Genomic DNA, 15981 nt, shown 5'->3' with positions numbered 1-15981 from the left:
GAGTCGACCCGTGCCCATCGATCCCGAGCGTGCCCTCGGCGCCGAACTCGACGAGGTGACCTTCGGCTGGACGTCCTCCGACGTCCTGCTGTACCACCTTGCGCTCGGCGCGGGCGCGAAGCCCACGGACGAGAAGGAACTGCGCTACGCCTACGAGCGCGACCTCCAGGTTCTGCCGACGTTCGCGACCGTGGCGGCCGATCTGCGCACCTTCGAGCCCCCCGCGGTCTCCTTCCCCGGCGTGGAGATCGACCTCGCCAAGGTGGTACACGGCACGCAGGCCGTCACGGTGCACCGGCCGATCCCGGTGGAGGGCAACGCGGTCGCGCGCACGCGCATCGTCGATCTGCAGGACAAGGGCAAGGCCGCGGTCATCGTCAACGAGACCACCGTGACCGAGCCGGACGGCGGTCCGCTGTGGACAGCAAGGTCGAGCATCTTCGCCCGGGGCGAAGGCGGATTCGGCGGGCATCGCGGGGAATCGGAGAAGGTCGTCCTGCCCGACCGCGAGCCGGAGGCGGTGCTCGACACGCCGACACTGCCGCAGCAGGCCCTGCTGTACCGGCTGTGCGGCGACCGCAACCCGCTGCACGCCGACCCCGGGTTCGCCCGGAGCGCCGGGTACGACGTGCCCATCCTGCACGGGCTGTGCACCTACGGTGTGGTCGCGAAGGCGGTCACGGACGCCTTCCTCGACGCCGACACCACGCGCGTGAAGGGGTTCTCGGCCCGGTTCGCCGGTGTCGTGCTGCCCGGAGAGACGCTGCGCACCCGGGTCTGGCGCGACGGCGACCGGCTGCTCATCACCACGACCGCCCTCGACCGCGACGAGGCCCCGGTGCTTTCGGACACCGTGCTCACCATCGCAGGCTGAGCACCGGGGCCGCGAGCCCTCGGCCGTCCTCCGGTCAGACGGCGGCGACCAGCAGGTAGGTCATGCCCGCGCCCATCGCGGCGCGGTAGACCGGCCGCGCGATCAGGGCCTCGCGGACGGGCGCTCCCCGCACCATCCGCAGGGCGGTGACCCCGGAGCGCCCGGCGTCGAAGGCGAAGTAGGCGACCGCCAGCACGGCGAGCACCGGCCAGGAAAGCCGCCCCGGCATCTCCGACATCACCAGCCACGGCCCGTGCGCGGCCTCGTGCCCGGGCATGGCGGTGATCATGTAGAGCATCGCCGCGGCCGACACCAGGTGGTGCACCGCGCAGCAGCGGCGGCCGCGCAGCACGGCGACGAAGAACCAGCCCGCCATCAGCACGAGCACGGCCTGCCAGCCCGCCGCGGGGATCGGCCCGCCCAGCGGCGAGACCATGGCCACCATCGCCGCCACCATGAGGAGTTCGGCGAGATCCATCTGCCGGATGTCGGGATCGGAACGGGCGGCGTCCGAGCGCACCAGGCGGTACAGGCTCGGCAGGGCGAACAGGGCGAAGAGCACGGTCAGGCTCCACGCGAGCGGGGCCGGAATCTGCATGCCTCAGGGTCACCGGCCGCCCCCGCACCGGGCTAGAGGTCAAACCGGTGATAGCCGGTGATGTCTCCGACACGGAGCGACACGGGTTGCCGTGAAGGTTCCCTTCACGGTCGATACGACTGTGAAGGGACCCTTCACGGCTAACAGCCGCGCGAAGTGGCAGGGTGTCAGGCGCGGGTGAGGACGAGGCCGCTGGTGGGGACACCGGTGCCCGCGGTCACCAGGACGGTGCCCGCCCCGGCGACCTGGTTCACCGCGTTTCCCCGCACCTGCCGCACGGCCTCGGCGATGCCGTTCATCCCGTGCACGTACGCCTCGCCGAGCTGGCCGCCGTGCGGGTTGAGCGGCAGCTCGCCGTCGAGTTCGAGCCTGCCGTCGGCGATGAAGTCCTTGGCCTCGCCGCGCCCGCAGAAGCCGAGCTCCTCGAGCTGCATCAGCACGTAAGGGGTGAAGTGGTCGTAGAGCACCGCCACGTCCACGTCGGCGGGCCCCAGTCCCGACTGGGACCACAGCTGCCGCCCCACGACCCCCATCTCCGGCAGCGCGGCGAGCTCGTCCCGGTAGTAGCTGGTCATGATGTACTGATCGGGGCCGCTGCCCTGCGCCGCCGCGGTGATCAACGCGGGCGGGTGCGGCAGGTCGGCCGCCCGCTCCGCGCTGGTGATCACCAGGGCCACCCCGCCGTCGGTCTCCTGGCAGCAGTCCAGCAGGTGCAGGGGTTCGGCGATCCACCGCGAGGCCTGATGCTCCTCGAGAGTGATCGGCTTGCCGTAGAACCAGGCCTTCGGGTTGGTCGCCGCGTGCTTGCGGTCCACCACCGCGATCCGGCCGAAGTCCTCGCTGGTCGCGCCGTAGTCGTGCAGGTAGCGGCGCGCCACCATGGCCACCGTCGCCGCCGGGGTGCCCAGCCCCATGGGGTAGTGGAAGCTGTTGTCCACGCCCGAGGAGTTCACCTGCTGCGCCGCGGCGGCCGACACCTGCCCGAACCGGTGTCCGGAGCGTTCGTTGAACGCCCGGTAGGCGACCACCACGTCGGCCACCCCGGTGGCCACCGCCATCGCGGCCTGCTGCACGGTGGCCGCGGCCGCGCCTCCCCCGTAGTGGATCCGGCTGAAGAAGGTCAGTTCCTCGATGCCGAGTTCCCTGGCCACCGCGATCTCGCTGTTGCCGTCCATGGTGAACGAGACGAGACCGTCCACATCGGAGGGTGTCAGCCCGGCGTCGGCCAGGGCGTGGCGGACCGCCTCGGCGGCCAGCCGGAGTTCGCTGCGGCCGGAGTCCTTGGAGAACTCGGTGGCGCCGATGCCGGCGATCGCCGCCTTGCCGGAAAGCCCGCTCATTTCGCCCCCTGCCCGAGAAGAACCGACACGGTCCCCTTCACGTGTTCCCCGAGCGCTCCGGTGCCGGTGACGGCCACGGTGACCTCGTTCCCGTGCTGCTCGGTCACCTCACCGGTAAGTACCAGTGTGTCGTAGGCGTAGCACGGCACCCCGAGCCTGATCTTGATGGACCGCACGAGTGCCTCCGGGCCCGCCCAGTCGGTGACGAACCGCTGGACCAGGCCGGTGTCGGTGAGGATGTTGACGAAGATGTCCTTCGAACCGCGGGCGATGGCGGCGTCCCGGTCGTGGTGCACGTCCTGGAAGTCCCGGGTGGCCAGCGCGGTGCTGATCACGAAGGTCGGGGTGACCTCGACGGTCAGCGGCGGAAGTTGCGTGCCGATCATTCGACCACCTTCCAGGCGGGCAGGGTCAGCTCGTCGTCCACCCGCACGAAGACCGCCTCCACCTTCTGTCCGATGTGGACGTCTGTGGTGCCGATCACCTCGCCGAGCATCCGCACCCCCTCTTCGAGTTCGACGAGGGCGATGGCGAACGGCAGCTTCTTTCCGGGCACCTCGGGCTTGTGGTGCACCACGAAGCTGTAGACAGTGCCGCGGCCAGTCGCCACCACGTAATCGGGCTTGAGGCCGAGGTCGCCGTCGGGCGGCATGGGCCCGGGCGGATGGCGCAGGGTGTCGCCCCACCGCTGGATCCGCAGCTCGCCCGCCCTGGTGCCTTCCCAGAAGAACTCCGTGTCCCGGCTGATCACCGGGCGCAGCACCGGGGTGGCCGGTTCGGTGGCCTGCGTCGTCTTCCGTGCCGCCTTCGGTGTCTTTTCCGGTGCGAACTTGAGCACCCGGAACAGCATCTCCGCGACGGGTTCGTCACCCACGTACCAGGTGGTCTTCGTGGTGACGAACCAGCCTTCGCCCAGGGCAGTCCTTTTCGGACCGACGACACCCTCCAGTTTCGTGGACGTGGAAACGTGTTCCCCGTGGCGCAGATACCGGTGGTAGGTCTGCTCGGAGTTCGTGGCCACCACCGAGGTGTAGCCGGCTTCGTCCAGGACGGCCATCATCGCGCCGAGCGGATCGTCCTCGGCCCGGTGCCCGTGCAGGCCGTTCATCGTCCACACCTGCGCCATCGCCGGGGGCGCGACCAGTTCGCCGTGCACGGACGCGGCGGCGAAGGCGGGGTCGGTGTACACGGGATTGGCGTCCCCCAGCGCCTCCACCCAGTTGTTGACCATGGCCTGGTTCACGGGATCCCGGGCCAGGCGCGGCCGGGACTCCCCCTGCGCGGCGATGCGGGCCGCTTCCTCTTCGATCGTCATCGCGGCACCCTCGGCAGTCCGAGCCCGAACATCGCGATCAGCTCCCGCTGGATCTCGTTCACCCCACCTCCGAAGGTCAGCACCAGGTTGCGGCGGGCCAGCACGTCCAGCCATTCGGCCAGCTCCGCGGTCGGTGGATCGGTCAGGTCCCCGTGCCGGGCCAGGACCTCCTCCAGCAGGCGCGCCACCCGCTGCATGCGCTCGGACCCCAGCACCTTGGTCGCCGAAGCGTCCGCGATGTCCACCGGGGAACCCGGTGGCGCGGCGGCGACCTGCCAGTTGAGCAGTTCGTTGACGCGCATGGTGGCCAGCGTCTCGGCCAGTGCGCCGCGCACGTCCGGGCACTCCAGCAGTCCGCGCGCGGCGGCCCAGTCCCGCACCCGGTCGTACAGCCCGCCGATGCGCCCGGCCGGGCCCAGCATGACCCGTTCGTGGTTGAGCTGGGTGGTGATCAGCTTCCAGCCCTCGTTCTCCTTGCCCACCAGCATGTTCGACGGCACCCGCACATCGGAGTAGTAGGTGGCGTTGACGTGGTGGGCGCCGTCGCAGGTGATGATCGGGGTCCACGAGTAGCCGGGGTCGCGGGTGTCGGCGATGAGGATCGAGATGCCCTTGTGCCTCGGCGCCGCCGGATCGGTCCGCACCGCGAGCCAGATGTAGTCCGCGTCGTGCCCGCCCGTGGTGAACATCTTCTGCCCGTTCACCACGTAGGTGTCGCCGTCGCGGACCGCCGACGTGCGCAGCGCGGCCAGGTCGGTACCCGCGTCGGGCTCGCTGTAGCCGATCGCGAAGTGCACCTCACCGGCGAGGATCTTCGGCAGGAAGAACGCCTTCTGTTCCTCGGTGCCGAAGGCCTGCAGCGTCGGCCCCACCGTCTGGAGGGTGACCGACGGGAGCTGCACGTCGGCCCGTGCCGCCTCGTCGACGAAGATGTGCTGCTCGATCTCGCCGAACCCGCGCCCGCCGTACTCCTTCGGCCAGCCCACGCCGAGCCAGCCGTCGCTGCCCATCCGGCGCACGATCCGCCGGTAGGTCTCCCCGTGGCGTTCCCGCAGCAGCGCCTTGCGCTCTTCGGGACTGATCAGCCCGGCGAAGTACGCCCGCAGTTCGGTCCGCAGCGCGCGCTGCTCCGCCGTCAGTTCGATGTGCATCCTCACCTCACCAACTCGCCCAGCCGGTCCTGCGCGCCGCCCAGGAACTGGCTCAGCTCTTTGCCCAGCGCGTAGTACCGGTGCAGCGGGTAGGTGATGTCCACGCCGAGCCCGCCGTGCAGGTGGTGGCAGACGGCGAGCGCCTTCGGCCCCTCCTCGGCCAGCCAGTACCCGGCCACCTCGAGGTCCGGTTGCGGATCGAGCCCGGACGCCAGCCGCCACACCGCGGACTGCGCCGCGAGGTGCACGGTCCGCGAAGCGATGTAGACGTCGGCGATCTGCTGCGCCACGGCCTGGAAGGCGGCCAGGGGCCGTCCGAACTGTTCCCGTCGCCCGACGTGCTCCTTGGTGAGCGTGAGCGCTCCGGCCAGCACGCCGTCACCGAGCGCGACCGCACCGGCCACCGCCAGCCGCCGCAGGGTCGCGATCGCCTCGCCGGGTTCGCGATCCCGCAGCAAGCCCGCCTCCTCGACGCTGACGCGCTCGAGCCGCACTGAGCCGCCGGCCACCGTCACGCCCGGCGCGGCCGGATCGACCAGGAACACGCCCGTGCCGCCGGGCATGGCGGCGGGAACCAGGATGCGGGTCGCGGCGGCGGCGAAGGGCACTCCGATCTTCGTGCCGGTCAGCGTCCACGCCCCGTCCTCGGCCACCGCCCGCGTGGCAGGCTCCGTGACCAGCGGCGACGACGGCTCGTGCAGGGCCGCGGTGACCAATGCGTCCCCGGTGGCCACTTCGGGCAGGAGCGCGGCCCGCTGGTCCGGGGTGCCGAGCAGCTCCAGCGGCAGCACGCCCAGCGTGAGCGTCAGTGCCGGGACCGGCGCGGCGGCACGGCCCAGCTCGGTCAGCAGGACGGCCACCTCGGCGATGCCCAGCCCGGCGCCGCCCAGTTCGGGCGGCAGCGCGAGCGAGAGCAGCCCGGCCTTTCCCAGCGCCCGCCACACCTGTTCGTCGTACCCGAGCGGGCCCGCGGGGCGCGCGAGGTCGACCTCCCGGCGAAGGACATCGGCGGCCAGGCCGGCGATCTCCCGCTGGGTGTCGTCGAGGGTGAAGTCCACACCGGCTCCTCAGCTAAGACTGAAACCTGTTCTAGTCTTAGTCGAGTGAGCGCTCCTAGGCAAGACCGGGCGCTGTCCGAAGAAGCTCTTCCATCTCGTCCTGGACCGCATCCGCCAGCGACCACAGTTCTGGAACGAGTTCTCGTGCGGCGAGCAGGCCGACGTCGACCCGGCCCGCGTTCGACATCACGGTGACGTTCAGCCCCGCGCCGTGGAAGACCGGCCCCAGCGGGTACAGCCCCGTCACGCGGGCACCCAGCAGGTACATCGGCTCCCGCGGGCCCGGCACGTTGGAGATGATCAGGTTGTGCACCACCGGATGCTTCTCCGCCAGGCGCAGGGCCGAATAGGCCCGCATCGCCAGGCCGGACAGCCGGGCCGGGGCGAACTGCGCCCAGTCCTGCAGCATGTCCGGTTTGATGCTGAAGTGGTGCTCCTTGGCCACCCGGTTGCTTTCCGCGATCGCATAGATCCGGGCCGCGGGATCGGCGAGCTGGGTCGGCAGCGCCGCGAAGAACGCCGACACCTGGTTCGCCCCGCCGTCGCGCGCCGTCCTGCCCTGGACCGACACCGGCACCGTCGCGACCAGCGGCTCCCTCGGCAGCTCACCGCGCCCGTCGAGGTAACGCCGCAACGCCCCCGCACACAGCGCGAGCACCACGTCGTTCACCGTGACCTTGAAGGCGCGCCTGACCTTCTTCACATCCTGGAGATCGAGACTGGTGTAGGCGACCTTCCGCAGGCCGGTGATCGTGCGGTTGAACGAGGTCCGCGGCGCGGTGAACGGCGCCGGCATGCCGGTGCGGGTGAGCGCGCGGCCCACCCAGCGCGGCGCCATGCCCAGCAGATCGGGCAGCAGCCTAGCCATCTCGACCGGCCGTCGCGCCAGCCCCGCCAGGCTGGAGCGGAGCAGATCGAAATGACTCGGCGGCGCCGGATTCTCCTGCGCCTCCGGCAGGGGCACCAGCGAATGCGGGTCCAGCCCGCACAGGTAGGCGATCAGCATCGCGCCACTCACCCCGTCGACCGAGGCGTGGTGCAACTTCAGCAGCACGGCGACCCCGTCGCCCTCCACCCCCTCGATGACGTAGAACTCCCACAGCGGACGGGAACGGTCCAGCGGCTGCCCGGCGAAATACGCGCACAGCTCCGCCAGCGCCTCCCGGTCGCCCGGACTCGGCACCGCCACCCGGTGCAGATGCCGGTCCAGGTCGAACCCGGTGTCTTCCACCCACACCGGATGCAGCAGGTTGAAGGGTGAATCGTGCAGTTTCCGCCGGAACTGCGGAATCGCGGCCACCCGCTCGGAGAGCTTGGCCTTGAACTCGTCGAACCGGTAACCGCCCGGCATTGTGGAGCCGTCCAATGTGAGCAGCGCGCAGACGTGCAGCACCTGTGAAGGTGTTTCCAGGTACAGAAAACTCGCGTCCAGGCCACTCAGCGGTTGCACCCTTCCAGGGTAGGCCAGGCGAGGGTGGGCGGCCCGGGTGCGCGATTCTTCCGGCCGGGCGGTGTGCCCGCCGGTGTCACTATGCTCGGGACATGCGACCGCGCTTTCTCACCCGACGGGCGATCCAGCTGGCCCTGACCGCGAACGCGCTGCGGCCACTTCCCGGCAACCGGGCCGCCATCCCGGCCTTCTTCGCCGGCTGGCTCACCGGGGAACTCGCACCGCATCTGCTGGCGGTGACCGCGGCGGACACCGCCGCGCACCTCGCCCGCGACGGCGCCCGCTCCCGGACGGACCGGATCGCGCTCGGGCTGTCGGCGGCGTCGGCGGCGGGGCTGACCAAGCTGATCGTGGACGCCCAGCGTGCCCGGGGCGAGGTCGAGCAGGCGCTGGCCGAAGCGCTCGGGCCGCGCTACGTCGAAGGCCTGCGGCGACCGCCCAGCCCGAAGGACCTCGCCACCCCGTGGGGCCAGTTGCTGCTGCCGTTCCGGATGGCCCACCCCGAGGTCCGGCGCGACCGCGACATCGCCTACGCCCCTGGCGGCAGGCGGTACCTGCTGGACGTCTACCGGCCGAAGGAACCCGTCGAGGGCAGGCCGGTGCTGCTGCAGATCCACGGCGGCGCGTGGATGGTGGACAACAAGAACCACCAGGGCATCCCGTTGATGCTGCACATGGCCCAGCGGGGCTGGGTGTGCGTCGCGATCAACTACCCGCTCTCGCCTGCCGCGCGCTGGCCCGCGCACATCGTCGCGGTCAAGCGGGCGGTCGCCTGGATCCGCGAGAACATCGGCCGCTACGGCGGCGACCCGTCGTTCCTCGCCGCGACCGGCGGTTCGGCGGGCGGCCACCTCGCGGCCCTCCTCGCGCTCACCCCCAACGACGCCACCCTCCAGCCCGGGTTCACCGAGGCCGACACCACCATCCAAGCCTGCGTGCCGCACTACGGCGTGTACGACTTCGCCGCCACCAGCGGCTCGTCTGCCAGCGAGTACCGGCTCAAGGGGCTGCTCGCCCGCTATGTCGTCGGGAAGGATCCGGTGGAGTTCCTCGACGAGTACAAGGCCGCCTCCCCACTGGACCGCATCACCGACAAGGCGCCGCCGTTCTTCGTGATCCACGGTTCGCGGGACACCATGGTCCCGGTCCGGGAGGCGCGGGAGTTCGTCCGGCGGTTGCGGCAGGCCTCACCCAATCCGGTCGCCTACGCCGAACTCGCGGGTGCCCAGCACGCGTTCGACATCTTCCCGTCCGTCCGCAGCGCCCACGTCGTCCGCGGCGTCGAGCGCTTCCTGGAATGGGCCTACCTCCGCTCCCTGCCGGCGCGGCCGTGAGGCCCAGGGCTCTGGGGCGGGTCAGGAGAGGGCATCGAGTGGGTTGAGGGTGCCGGGAGCGGCGGGGAGCCAGCCGTCGGGGCCGGGGCGGAACAGGTACCAGCGGTGGTCGCGCCCGAGACGGAGCTGCACGTCGCCGCGGGTCAGGCGGTTGCGCCACACCTTCGTCTCGCCGGGCAGTTCTGCCTCGTCGAGCTCGGCGCGGGCTTCGGCCAGCGCGCCGGTCGGGGGCTGCCAGCTCTCCCGGAGCGCGGCAAGGCCGCCCCGGCCCGCCTCCCGCCACGCCACCGCCCAGCGTGCCAGCTCCTTGGGCGGTACACCGGCCGCCGCGGCGAGTCGCGCGACGTCGCCGTGCGCCGCGCGGCGCGCGAGGTCCTCCTCCATGCTCAGCGGTGCTTCGTCGAACGTGCCCCTCAGCAGTTCCCAGGCGCGTACCGCGGCGTCGGCGGCCAGGTCGCCCAGCACGTCGGAGCGCAGCGCCGACCCGGGTGGCGGCTCCCCTGCCGGCACCGCCGGGCGCACCGGCCGCCGGGGTGGGGGCGGGAGCGCCGGGACCGGGGCCGGGCGCCGGGCGAAGGCGGCTCGCGGGGTCAGCCCCTGGTCGACCCGCGGGACGGGCGCGGCGGTGTCGCGGCGGCGGGCCCGCAGTTCCTCCAGCACCTCGTCCCGTCCCCGCCCGCGCAGCAGGAACAGGACGAACGGATCGGCGTCGACCTCGTCGGCGACGAGGTAGCACACCGCGGCCGAATGCTTGCACGGATCGGCGCGGTCGGGGCAGGAGCAGCGGGGCAGCAGGTCGCCCGGGCCGGGCAGCAGGTCCGCCCCCGAAGCACGGGCGTCCTCGGCGAGTTCCGGTGGCAGTTCGCCGTCGAGCAGCGCGGCGGCGTGCCCGGCCCGGCTCGCCACAGTGCCCAGCAGGGTGTCCCACTGGGCGGAGGTGAACCGGTGGGTGCGGATGGTGACCCGGTACGGCGTGGGCAAGCTGCCGCGCACCTTGGCCCGGATCTCCCCCGGCGCCACCTCCAGCAGGATGACCATGCCCTTGCGGGCGTAGGTCCGCCCGCGCGGCAGGCGGTTCGGGTCCAGCTGGGCCCGGCCTTCGAGAGCCTCGACCCACGCCCGGCCCCACCAGGTGGCCCCGAAGGTGCGGCGGCTCACGGCTGTTCCCCCAGCCGCACGAGGTCGGCGAGCTGATCGTCGGTCAGCTCGGTGATCCAGTCCTCGCCCGCCCCGACGACCGACTCGGCGAGCCCGCGCTTGGCCTCCAGCACGGCCGCGATCCGGTCTTCGAGGGTGCCCTCCGCGATCAGCCGGTGCACCTGCACCGGCCGGTCCTGACCGATCCGGTAAGCGCGGTCGGTGGCCTGGTCTTCGACCGCGGGGTTCCACCACCGGTCGTAGTGGATCACGTGGGTGGCGCGGGTGAGGTTCAGGCCGACCCCGCCTGCCTTGAGGGACAACAGGAACACCGGGATGTCGCCGGACTGGAACCGGCGCACCATGTCCTCCCGCTGCCGGGCGGGTGTCGCGCCGGAAAGCAGTTCCGCGGGAAGCCCGCGCTCGGCGAGCCGGGTTTCGAGCAGGCGGCACAGCCGCACGTACTGGCTGAACACCAGCACGCTTTCGCCCTCGTCGAGGATGACGTCCAGCAGTTCCTCGAACGCGGCGAGCTTGCCGGACCGGCCGGTCAGCGGGCCGTTCTGCTTGAGGTACTGGGCCGGGTGGTTGCAGATCTGTTTGAGCTCGGTGAGCAGTTTGAGCACCTGCCCCCGCCTCTGCACACCCTTCGCTTCCCGGATGGCGGCGAGGTTTTCCCGCACCACCGCCTCGTAGAGGGTGGCCTGCTCGGCGGTGAGCGGCACGAACCGGTCGGTCTCGGTCTTGCGGGGCAGCTCCGGCGCGATCTCGGGGTCGGTTTTGCGGCGCCGCAACAGAAACGGGCGCACGGTCGCGGCGAGCCGCCCGGTGGCGGCCGGATCGCGGTCACGTTCGATGGGCCGGGCGAAACTGCGCCGGAAATGCTCAAGACCGCCCAGCAGACCCGGTGTCGTCCAGTCCATGATGGACCACAGCTCGGTGAGCCGGTTCTCCATCGGGGTGCCGGTGAGGGCCACCCGGGCGGCGGTCGGGATCCGCCGGAGTTCCTTGGCGGTCACCGAAAGCGGGTTCTTCACGTGCTGCGCCTCGTCCGCGGCGACCAGCCCCCAGCGGACCTCCGCGAGCGCCTCGCGGTCGCGCCGGAGCACCCCGTAGGTGGCGAGCACCACCTCGTCCGGCGCGAGTTCGGTCAGGTGCCTGCCGCCGCCGTGGAAGCGGCGCACCGGGATCTTGGGCGCGAACCGGGCGAACTCGCGTTCCCAGTTGCCCAGCAGCGAGGTCGGGCACAGCACGAGGGTGGGCCCGGCGGCGAGGTCGCGCCGGTGCAGGTGCAGTGCGATCAGCTGGATGGTCTTGCCCAGCCCCATGTCGTCGGCGAGGCAGCCGCCGAGGCCGAGTTCGGTCATCTTGGCCAGCCAGGCGAGCCCGGCCCGCTGGTACGGACGCAGCGTCGCCTGCAGCTCCGGCGACGGCACGACCTGCGCGGCCTCCGCGCCCACGGTTTCCTTCAACCGTTCGAGCAGGCCGGAAAGCGCCTGGGGCGGCGAAAAATCGAGCTCCTCACCGTCCACTTCGACCGTTCCGGTGAGCGCGGCGGCGAGCGCCTCCGCCACCGTGAGGGTGCGGTTCGTGCGCCGCCGCAGCCGGGCCAGCAGGTCCGGATCGGCGCGGACCCACTGGCCGCGCACCCGCACCAGCGGCCGCTTGGCCTCGGCCAGCGCGGCGACCTCCTCCTCGGTGAGTGTTTCGCCGCCGAGCGCCAGCTGCCAGCGGAAGGCGAGCAGATCGGTGAGCCGGAACGCGGCCTCGCCCTCGCTGCCGGGAGAGGGGGTGGCCCCGGCACGCAACCGCAGGCTCTCGGCGAACATTTCCTTGGGCCACAACACTTCCACGCCCGCGCCCCGCAGCGCCTCGGTCCCCGTGCCGAGCAGTTCGACAAGTTCCTCGTCGGTGAACGCGACCTCGCTGGGCGAGGCGGTCTCCAGCGCGCGCCCCAACGGCGCCCACGCGCGGGCACCGCGTCGCAACCCGATCAGCAGCTGCGCCTCGACCTGCTCGCCGAAGCGCGACAGCACGGCGTCGGGTGCCTGCCACAGCGCGGCCGCGTCGAGCACGAGACTCGGATCGGCGGCACTGCGCAGGGCCAGCACACCGGCGAAACCGAAGTCGTCCGGCGCCTCCCCCTCCCGGGTCTCGACGCGGAGCAGCAACTGCGCCTCGGGCGGTTGCCGGGCGGCGAGCCATTCGGCGTCCGCGGCGCCGAGCAGGGTGGGCTCGGTGGCGGCGAAGGCGGGTCCGCCGGCGGCGACGCGGGCGGCCGGTGTGCGCACGAGGACGTCCGCGGTCGCGTCCCAAAGGGCGCGGATCAGTGACTCCGGTGAGTGCAACCGGATGCGTTTGAGCCCGGACAGCGGCAGCGCGTGCGCTTCCGGCGGGAGGGCCGCGGCGAGTTCGCGGAGCAGGTTCTCGTCCGCCGATTCCAGCGGGCCGACGCGCCAGGAGTCCATCCCACCGGGGCTCACGGCGGGCAGCAGCCTGCCCCGCGCGATCAGGGTGAGCGCGGCCGAGACGGCCGCGGACCACGCGGTGAGCGCGGGACCGGCGGGCTCGGCGAGGTTCAGCAGGGGCGGGATCGCCTCGCGCAGCGGGAGCACGCGGGCGTGCACCGTGGTGCGGCGGAACTTCCTGCCCTCGGGCAGCACCAGTTCGACCGGGGTGTCGCCGTCACCCTCGCCCCAGCAGGCGAACACGCCCTCGCGCGGCGGATCCGAGGGGACGAAGATCGCCTGCGTGCCGGGTGTCAGCTCCACCCGCCCACCATAGATCCCGGACCCGCCCGGGGCCGTGCCCGCGCCGGGGGACGTTTGCTCCGAATGATTCGGAGCAAACGTCCCCCGCTCCGGCACCTCCGGCGTCCGTGCCCCGGGAGCTAGCGGGGCAGGCCGAGCAGGCGTTCGGCGGCCACGTTGAGCAGCACCTGCGTGGTGCCGCCGGCGATGCTCAGGCACCGGGTGAGCAGGAACTCGTGCTGTGCCTCGGCCTCGACGACGCCGAGGGGGCCGCGCAGGTCGAGTGCGGCCTCCGCGCACGCCTGCCGGTGCCGGACGCCGAGGAGTTTGCGCACGCTCGACTCGGGGCCGGGGTCCTGCCCGGCCAGCCGCCGCAGGGTGGCCCGCAGGTCGAGCAGTGCGCACGCCGAACCCTCCGTCACCAGCGCGCCGAGCCGGTCGAGCACCGCCGCGTCGGGCTCGGTCACCGTCGCGAGCAGCCCCTCCACCGCCTCGCCGACGGAAGAGCCACTGCCCATCGCGACCCGTTCGTTGGCCAGCGTGGTGCGTGCGAGCCGCCAGCCGCCGTGCACCTCACCGACCACCATGGCGTCCGGGACGAACACGTCGTCGAGGAAGACCTCGTTGAACACCGCGTCGCCGGTGATCTCGCGCAGCGGCCGGATGTCGATGCCGGGAGTCCGCATGTCGACAAGGAAATACGTGATGCCCTTGTGCTTGGGCGCCTCCTGGTCGGTACGGGCCAGGCAGATCGCCCAGTCCGCCTCGCGCGCCACCGAGGTCCATACCTTCTGCCCGGACAGCCGCCAGCCACCGTCCACTTTTGTCGCCCTGGTGCGCAGGGAGGCCAGGTCCGATCCCGCGCCGGGCTCGCTGAACAGCTGGCACCAGGTGATCTCGCCGCGCAGGGTCGGCCCGGCGAACCGGTCCCGCTGCTCCTGGGTGCCGTGCTCGAGGATGGTGGGCACGGCCCAGGCACCGATCACCAGATCGGGACGGCGGACACCGGCCCGCTCCAGTTCGGCGTCGATCACCAGTTGGCGTTCGGCCCCGGCGTCGAGCCCGTACGGCTTCGGCCAGTGGGGCATGAGGTAGCCGGTTTCGGCGAGCCGGATCCGCTGCCGCGAGGGCGGGAGCGCCGCGATCGCCTCGGCGGTCGCGCGGACCTCCGGGTCGGAGGCGAGTTCGAGGCCGAGCCGCCGTCGCGCGCCGGACAGCGCGAGTTCCGCCACACGGCGCCGCCAGCGCCCCGAGCCGCCGAGCAACTGCCGCAACGACACCGCACGCCGCAGATAACGGTGTGCGTCGTGTTCCCAGGTGAACCCGATGCCGCCGAGGACCTGGATGCAGTCCTTGGCGTTGTCGACGGCGGCGTCGAGCGCCCCGGCCGCGGCGAGCGCGGCGGCGAAGGCGTGCTCCGCGGGGTCCGCGGCGGCCCGCGCGGCGTCCCAGGCCAGAGCCGCCGCGAACTCGGCCCGGCACAGCATTTCCGCGCACAGGTGTTTCACCGCCTGAAACGATCCGATCGGGCGGCCGAACTGCTCCCGGACCTTGGCGTACTCGCTCGCGGTGCGCACGCACCAGCCGGCGATGCCGGCGGCCTCGGCGGCGGCCAGTGTCGCGGCGAGATCCTCGACCGGGGCATCGCCGAGCACCCACGACCGGTCGACTTCGACCCCGTCGAGATCGAGGAAACCGAGGTGGCGCGAGAAGTCCAGCGCGGCGGCGTCCTCAACCGGGCGGGGCGGCAGCAGACACCAGACGGTGCCGCCCTCGAACGCGGCGGGCAGCAGCAGGTGGGTGGACTCGTCCGCCTCGAGCACCGGACCGGTGCGGCCCCGCAGGATCAGCCCCGGCTCGCCCCGCGTCGCGGTGACGGTGCCGGTGCCGAATCCGACGGCGACGCGGGCCTTGCCTTCGGCCAGCGCCGGGGCGAGTTCCCTGGCCACCGGCGCATCCGGGCGCCCGGCCAGCACGAGCCCGGCGAGGACGGTGCCGAAGACCGGGCCGGGAACGAGGGCCGCCGCCACCTCCTCCAGCCCCGCCACGAGATCGGCGACGGTCCCGCCGTCCCCGCCGAGTTCTTCGGGCAGGGCCAGCCCGAACAGCCCGGTGCCGGCGAGCTCGCCGCGTCCTCCCGCCGCCCACGCCCGCACCGATTCCGCCCACGCCCGCTGCTCCGCGGTCACCGCGATCGACATGCGGACCACTATAGAACGTGTTTCAATTTTCCCGGAAGAAATCCGTTAGGTAAGCTAGATACCAAGGATGGAACAAGTTCCGGAGAGGTCGATGGCCGGCAAATCGAAGGCACCCGCCCAGTCCAGGACCGGAATGGGCGCTCTCCCCAGCGACGAGCTGGGTTCCGCGGCACAGCGGGACCGGCGGCGGCGCATCATCGACGCCACGCTCGCGCTGGCTTCGAAGGGCGGCTACGACGCCGTGCAGATGCGGGCGGTGGCCGAGCGCGCCGAGGTCGCGCTGGGCACGCTCTACCGCTACTTCCCCTCCAAGATCCACCTACTCGTCTCCGGCCTGGCTCGCGAGTTCGAACGCGCCAGGGAAAAGCTCGACCGCAGCGCGATCCCGGGCGAGACGCCGAGCGAGCGGCTGATCTTCGTGCTCAACCGCAACACCCGGACCATGCAGCGGGACCCGCACCTGACCGAGGCGATGGTGCGCGCGTTCATGTTCGCCGACACCAGCGCCGCCGCCGAGGTCGAACAGGTCGGCAAGCTGCTGGAGGACATGTTCGCCAAGGCCATGCGGATCGAGGAACCGACCGAGCACGACCGCGACGTCTTCCACCTGATCGCCGACGTGTGGATGGCGAACCTGGTCGCCTGGGTGACCCGGCGCGCCTCGGCGGCCGACGTGGCGAACCGCCTCGAACTGTCGGTGCACCTGCTGCTGGACTCGTCCAAAACGGAGTGACACCGATCCGTCGCGAACCGTGATCTTGGCTGTGCCCGGG

The 15981-nt window shown here is 72.0% G+C and carries 13 protein-coding genes; 3 read left to right on the top strand and 10 right to left on the bottom strand.

The window, feature by feature from the left end; all coding sequences use genetic code 11:
- Positions 1 to 10: 10 nt before the first annotated feature.
- Positions 11 to 874 carry a MaoC/PaaZ C-terminal domain-containing protein gene (locus tag ORV05_RS07225; protein ID WP_268757664.1) on the top strand — a complete coding sequence of 288 codons (864 nt, stop codon included), beginning with the start codon at positions 11 to 13 and terminating at the stop codon, positions 872 to 874.
- Positions 875 to 908: 34 nt separating this feature from the next.
- Here the strand turns inward: ORV05_RS07225 and ORV05_RS07220 are convergent, their stop codons facing one another.
- From ORV05_RS07220 to ORV05_RS07190, 7 genes are all read right to left on the bottom strand, one after another.
- Entirely contained in the window at positions 909 to 1472 is a 564-nt protein-coding gene (locus tag ORV05_RS07220; RefSeq protein ID WP_268757663.1) for a DUF5134 domain-containing protein, read from the bottom strand.
- 167 nt (positions 1473 to 1639) lie between these two features.
- Entirely contained in the window at positions 1640 to 2812 is a 1173-nt protein-coding gene (locus ORV05_RS07215; protein WP_268757662.1) for a lipid-transfer protein, read from the bottom strand.
- Complete coding sequence (locus ORV05_RS07210) at positions 2809 to 3198, bottom strand: MaoC family dehydratase (RefSeq protein WP_268757661.1); 390 nt, start codon at positions 3196 to 3198, stop codon at positions 2809 to 2811. Before ORV05_RS07210 ends, ORV05_RS07215 begins: the two co-directional genes overlap by 4 nt.
- Complete coding sequence (locus ORV05_RS07205) at positions 3195 to 4127, bottom strand: bifunctional MaoC family dehydratase N-terminal/OB-fold nucleic acid binding domain-containing protein (RefSeq protein WP_268757660.1); 933 nt, start codon at positions 4125 to 4127, stop codon at positions 3195 to 3197. The genes ORV05_RS07210 and ORV05_RS07205 overlap by 4 nt, the downstream gene beginning before the upstream one ends.
- On the bottom strand, positions 4124 to 5278 hold the full coding sequence (locus ORV05_RS07200) for an acyl-CoA dehydrogenase family protein (RefSeq protein WP_268757659.1): 1155 nt from the start codon (positions 5276 to 5278) through the stop codon (positions 4124 to 4126). Before ORV05_RS07200 ends, ORV05_RS07205 begins: the two co-directional genes overlap by 4 nt.
- Before the next feature lie 2 nt (positions 5279 to 5280).
- Positions 5281 to 6336 (bottom strand): acyl-CoA dehydrogenase family protein, encoded by a 1056-nt coding sequence (locus ORV05_RS07195; RefSeq protein WP_268757658.1) that lies wholly within the window; start codon positions 6334 to 6336, stop codon positions 5281 to 5283.
- A gap of 55 nt (positions 6337 to 6391) precedes the next feature.
- Positions 6392 to 7786 carry a WS/DGAT/MGAT family O-acyltransferase gene (locus ORV05_RS07190; protein WP_268757657.1) on the bottom strand — a complete coding sequence of 465 codons (1395 nt, stop codon included), beginning with the start codon at positions 7784 to 7786 and terminating at the stop codon, positions 6392 to 6394.
- A gap of 92 nt (positions 7787 to 7878) precedes the next feature.
- Between ORV05_RS07190 and ORV05_RS07185 the strand changes: the two genes are divergently transcribed.
- Complete coding sequence (locus tag ORV05_RS07185; RefSeq protein ID WP_268757656.1) at positions 7879 to 9120, top strand: alpha/beta hydrolase; 1242 nt, start codon at positions 7879 to 7881, stop codon at positions 9118 to 9120.
- 21 nt (positions 9121 to 9141) lie between these two features.
- On the opposite strand, the gene ORV05_RS07180 is transcribed toward ORV05_RS07185, so the two are convergent.
- From ORV05_RS07180 to ORV05_RS07170, 3 genes are all read right to left on the bottom strand, one after another.
- Positions 9142 to 10278 carry an SWIM zinc finger family protein gene (locus ORV05_RS07180; protein WP_268757655.1) on the bottom strand — a complete coding sequence of 379 codons (1137 nt, stop codon included), beginning with the start codon at positions 10276 to 10278 and terminating at the stop codon, positions 9142 to 9144.
- Positions 10275 to 13028: a DEAD/DEAH box helicase gene (locus tag ORV05_RS07175; protein ID WP_268757654.1), complete on the bottom strand. Its 2754-nt coding sequence runs from the start codon at positions 13026 to 13028 to the stop codon at positions 10275 to 10277. Before ORV05_RS07175 ends, ORV05_RS07180 begins: the two co-directional genes overlap by 4 nt.
- A gap of 119 nt (positions 13029 to 13147) precedes the next feature.
- The gene (locus tag ORV05_RS07170; RefSeq protein WP_268757653.1) at positions 13148 to 15208 is read right to left on the bottom strand and encodes an acyl-CoA dehydrogenase; all 2061 of its coding nucleotides are present in this window, start codon (positions 15206 to 15208) and stop codon (positions 13148 to 13150) included.
- Positions 15209 to 15299: 91 nt separating this feature from the next.
- Here ORV05_RS07170 and kstR point away from each other — a divergent pair, with 91 nt between their 5' ends.
- Positions 15300 to 15941 carry a cholesterol catabolism transcriptional regulator KstR gene (gene kstR / locus ORV05_RS07165; RefSeq protein ID WP_268757652.1) on the top strand — a complete coding sequence of 214 codons (642 nt, stop codon included), beginning with the start codon at positions 15300 to 15302 and terminating at the stop codon, positions 15939 to 15941.
- The last annotated feature ends 40 nt before the right edge of the window (positions 15942 to 15981 follow it).

Source organism: Amycolatopsis cynarae (genome assembly GCF_026802195.1).
GTDB classification, from domain to species: domain Bacteria; phylum Actinomycetota; class Actinomycetes; order Mycobacteriales; family Pseudonocardiaceae; genus Amycolatopsis_E; species Amycolatopsis_E rhizosphaerae.
Note: the sequence above shows the minus strand (reverse complement) of the source record. Positions and strands in the feature narration are given on the sequence as shown.

Excerpts from the sequence above, each read along its gene's own strand:
- ORV05_RS07170 (WP_268757653.1), bottom strand. The coding sequence starts at position 15,208 with ATGTCGATCGCGGTGACCGCGGAGCAGCGGGCGTGGGCGGAATCGGTG.
- ORV05_RS07205 (WP_268757660.1), bottom strand. The coding sequence starts at position 4,127 with ATGACGATCGAAGAGGAAGCGGCCCGCATCGCCGCGCAGGGGGAGTCC.
- kstR (WP_268757652.1), top strand. The coding sequence starts at position 15,300 with ATGGCCGGCAAATCGAAGGCACCCGCCCAGTCCAGGACCGGAATGGGC.
- ORV05_RS07215 (WP_268757662.1), bottom strand. The coding sequence starts at position 2,812 with ATGAGCGGGCTTTCCGGCAAGGCGGCGATCGCCGGCATCGGCGCCACC.
- ORV05_RS07220 (WP_268757663.1), bottom strand. The coding sequence starts at position 1,472 with ATGCAGATTCCGGCCCCGCTCGCGTGGAGCCTGACCGTGCTCTTCGCC.
- ORV05_RS07185 (WP_268757656.1), top strand. The coding sequence starts at position 7,879 with ATGCGACCGCGCTTTCTCACCCGACGGGCGATCCAGCTGGCCCTGACC.
- ORV05_RS07210 (WP_268757661.1), bottom strand. The coding sequence starts at position 3,198 with ATGATCGGCACGCAACTTCCGCCGCTGACCGTCGAGGTCACCCCGACC.
- ORV05_RS07200 (WP_268757659.1), bottom strand. The coding sequence starts at position 5,278 with ATGCACATCGAACTGACGGCGGAGCAGCGCGCGCTGCGGACCGAACTG.